This window comes from Sphingopyxis sp. RIFCSPHIGHO2_12_FULL_65_19, assembly GCF_001830555.1.
Lineage (GTDB): Bacteria > Pseudomonadota > Alphaproteobacteria > Sphingomonadales > Sphingomonadaceae > Sphingopyxis.
Genome location: NZ_MIAM01000026.1, coordinates 25,116 through 28,502 on the forward strand (window position 1 = coordinate 25,116; position 3,387 = coordinate 28,502).

General features: G+C 63.8%; 4 protein-coding genes. 2 read left to right on the forward strand and 2 right to left on the reverse strand.

The annotated features are described in order from the left end of the window. Together A3E77_RS08355 and A3E77_RS08360 are read right to left on the reverse strand one after the other, a co-directional pair. Nucleotides 1–511: efflux RND transporter permease subunit (locus A3E77_RS08355; RefSeq protein WP_293644894.1), on the reverse strand; the 511-nt coding region annotated here is incomplete at its 3' end. A gap of 6 nt (nucleotides 512–517) precedes the next feature. Further along, a complete protein-coding gene (locus A3E77_RS08360; protein ID WP_293644896.1) occupies nucleotides 518–1,672 on the reverse strand; it encodes an efflux RND transporter periplasmic adaptor subunit in 1,155 nt (384 codons plus the stop codon). Between the two features lie 139 nt (nucleotides 1,673–1,811). On the opposite strand from A3E77_RS08360, the gene A3E77_RS08365 reads away from it, so the two are divergent. Further along, nucleotides 1,812–2,417 carry a TetR/AcrR family transcriptional regulator gene (locus A3E77_RS08365; protein ID WP_293644898.1) on the forward strand — a complete coding sequence of 202 codons (606 nt, stop codon included), beginning with the start codon at nucleotides 1,812–1,814 and terminating at the stop codon, nucleotides 2,415–2,417. Between the two features lie 88 nt (nucleotides 2,418–2,505). Continuing rightward, nucleotides 2,506–3,387: MFS transporter (locus A3E77_RS08370; protein WP_293644900.1), on the forward strand; the 882-nt coding region annotated here is incomplete at its 3' end.

Below are 3,387 nucleotides of genomic sequence, written 5' to 3' on the forward strand. Positions count from 1 at the left end.
TCACGCGGCGGAGCTCGTCGAGCACGCGCGTGTTGGCGAAATTGTTGACCTCCATCGGGTCGGTGTTGCCACTTTTCGAGGTGATCGCGACGATCAGCAGGAAGCCGGAATTGGCCTCGGTGACCGAAATGCCCTGACGGCGCACATCTTCGGGCAGGCGCTGTTCGACGCGGCGCAGGCGGTTCTGCACCTCCATCTGCGCATTATCGATGTCGGTCCCGGCCTCGAAGGTCAGGTTGATCGACGCCGTGCCGTTCGATTCGCTGGTCGAGGCCATATAGAGGAAGCCCTCAACCCCGTTCAGTTCCTGCTCGATGACCTGCGTGACATTCTGCTCGAGCGTCTTGGCGTCGGCGCCCGGATAGGTGACGCCGATCGTCAGCGACGGCGGCGCGACCGATGGATATTGCTCGATCGGCAGGCCGCGCAGCGCAATGATGCCCGACAGCAGGATGCCGATGGCGATGACCCAGGAAAAGATGGGCCGGTCGATGAAGAAGCGGGGGGTCATGTCAGATCAGCGCTTCGCCGCGGGGGTCGATGCGGTTCCCTTGGGCTGGGCAACCCGCACCGGCTGGCCGGGCTGGACCTTTTGCAGCCCGTCGACAATCACTCTGTCGCCCGGTTTCAGACCGTCGAGGATCGCCCATTGCCCCGCGACCATCGTTCCCAGCTTCACGGGACGCGGCGTTGCGACATTTTTGGCATCGAGGACCATGACGCTGGCGTCGTCGGCGGCCAGCCTGACCGCCCGTTGGGGGATCAGCACCCCATCCGAGCGATTGCCGGCAAAGATGCGGGCGCGCACGAACTGGCCGGGCAGCAGGGCCGAGGCCGGGTTCGGGAATTCGGCGCGCAGCGCGGCGGTGCCGGTCGCCTCGTCGATAGAAAGGTCAAGGAAGTCGAGGTGGCCGACGACCGGATAGGCGCTGCCGTCTTCAAGGATCAGCTGGACTTCGACGCGTTCGAGCTGTGGGGCGCTGACCTTGCCCGACCCCATGTCGCGACGGGTCGCGAGCAAGTCCGAACTCGACTGGCCGAAATTGACGTAAACGCGGTCGATCTGTTCGATCGTCGTCAGCAACGTACCCTGGCCCGCGCTGACCAGCGCGCCCTCGGTCACTTCGGCGCGGCGTGCGCGGCCGGAAATCGGCGCCGTCACCATCGCATAACCGAGGTTGAGCCGTGCCGATTCGAGATTGGCCTGGGCTGCCTGCACATCGGCTTCGGCGGTGCGCTGCGCCGCGACCGCGGCATCATATTCTTGCTTGCCGATCGCCTGATCGGCCAGCAGCGGCTGATAACGGGCGACGACCTGCCGGGCGTTGGCGGCGGTCGCCTGCGCGCGGGCAAGCTGCGCGCGCGCGGCGTTCGAGGTTGCCGTCAACTGGCGCGGGTCGATGCGGAACAGCGCGGTCCCGGCCCGCACAAAACTGCCTTCGTTGAACAGGCGGCGCTCGACGATGCCGTCGACGCGGGCGCGCACTTCGGACGTGCGATACGCCTGCACCCGGCCGGGCAGCTCGATCACGTTCGGCACGGCCTGCGTCCGGATCGTCACGATATTGACTTCGGGGGGCGGAGGCGCGGGGGGCGCCTCGGACGAACAGGAAGCCAGCAACAGGGCCAGCGCGGCGCCGGCGGCGCAGCCGAGAGGACGAAAGCGACTCATAAGGACCCCTGAAAAATCGCAGTTGTGCGGGAAATGTTTATACGCGAAAGCTTGCGTTCAAGCGCGCTGTAATTTAAATTACAAAAATGCGCAAGGGAGAGGGAAAAAATTGGGTAAGTCGGAATCGGCTGTATGTCAGATGGATAGGCTGTCGCCTCGCGAACGTCGGCAGGGCGCGATTCTCGATGCCGCGGAGGCGCTGTTCCTCGAACAGGGTTATGAACGCACAAGCCTGGCTGAAATCGTCAAGCTTTCAGGCGGATCGCTCGCGACGCTTTACGAACTGTTCGGCAACAAGCAGGGGTTGCTCCGCGCGATCGCGACCCGGTGGAGCGACGACGCGATGCTGCGCTCGCTCGACGATGACGCGACCAAGACATTGTCGAGCGTCGAAATCCTGAAGCGATATGCGTATCGCCAGAAAGAGCTGATGGAATCGCCGCACTCGGTCGCCCTGATGCGCATGTTGATCTCCGAAAGTTTGCGCGACCATGAATTTGCGATGCAGATTTACCTCGACCTGCATGTGCCCGCGCTGGAGGAACTGATCGATCTGTTCGCCGAATGGGCGGCGACGGGAAGGGCGGAAATCGACGATCCCGACGCCGCCGCGCGTCTTTTTTTCGATATCGTCGTCGGCAATTCGATGATCAACACGCTGATGGGGATCGAGGTCGAATGGCTCGAGCCCGAACAGATCAACTGGCGGCTCCAGCCCTTTCTGTCCCACTTCAAGATCCGTTAGCCGGCGTCGGCGGCCCTGGCTCACGGGCTGTTGACATAATTGTTAATAGCTGAAAGCCTGGCGTTTCCTGTTTCGGAAGGCTCGCACCTTGGCTAGTGACGCCCTGCCTTCGTCGGCCCAAGCGGATGAGAAGCCGCTATTGCGACCGCGCACGGTGGCGGCCTATGCCGCGACGGCGGGGCCGACGGTCATCCTTGGGCTGCCGTTCAGCGTTTATCTGCCGCCCTATATTGCGGAGGGTGGGGCGATTTCGGTGGCGCTTGTCGGGCTGCTTTTTTCGCTCACCACGATCTGGGACGGGGTCGTCGATCCGTTGATCGGCACGATGGTCGATCGGGTGCGAACCGGCTTTGGCGCGCATCGGCGCTGGATGCTGCTGGCGCTCGGACCGCTGGCCCTGCTGTTGCTCGCGCTGGTGACGGTCGGCGACCGGCTACCCTTTGCGGCGCTGTTCCTGATGATGGTGCTCTTTTATTCGAGTTACAGCCTCTACGAGGTCGCCCAATTATCGTGGGGATCGGCGCTCGTGCGTTCGCCCGCCGACAGCGCGCTTCTTTACGGGATGCGCGACTGGTTCGCAAAGATCGCGCTGATCCTGGCTTTCGCTGCCCCCGCGGCGGCGCAGCTCCTGATCCAGGGGCTCAGCTTGCAGGGGCGGATCATGGCTTATGCCAGCCTTTTCCTGCTCATGGTGCCGATTGCGCTGTTCGCGATCCGACTCGTGCCGCCGCGCGCCGTGGTGGCGGAGCCGGGGATCGGCTGGCGGCATGAAATTCGCGCGTCGCTGTCCTTCCCGCCGCTGATGCTGTTGCTTGGCGTGCAATTCCTCAACAGCTTTGCCTTCGGGTCGCTGACCTCGCTTTTCGTTTTCTTTGCCGCAGCGGTGCTCGATCTCGACGGGCAGAGCGCGCTGCTTCTCTTCGCGAGTTTCGTGGGCGGCGCGCTGGCGTCGCCGATCTGGACCTTGCTG

Coding starts and splice junctions, on each gene's coding strand:
- A3E77_RS08360 (WP_293644896.1), bottom strand. CDS start 1,672: ATGAGTCGCTTTCGTCCTCTCGGCTGCGCCGCCGGCGCCGCGCTGGCC.
- A3E77_RS08365 (WP_293644898.1), top strand. CDS start 1,812: ATGGATAGGCTGTCGCCTCGCGAACGTCGGCAGGGCGCGATTCTCGAT.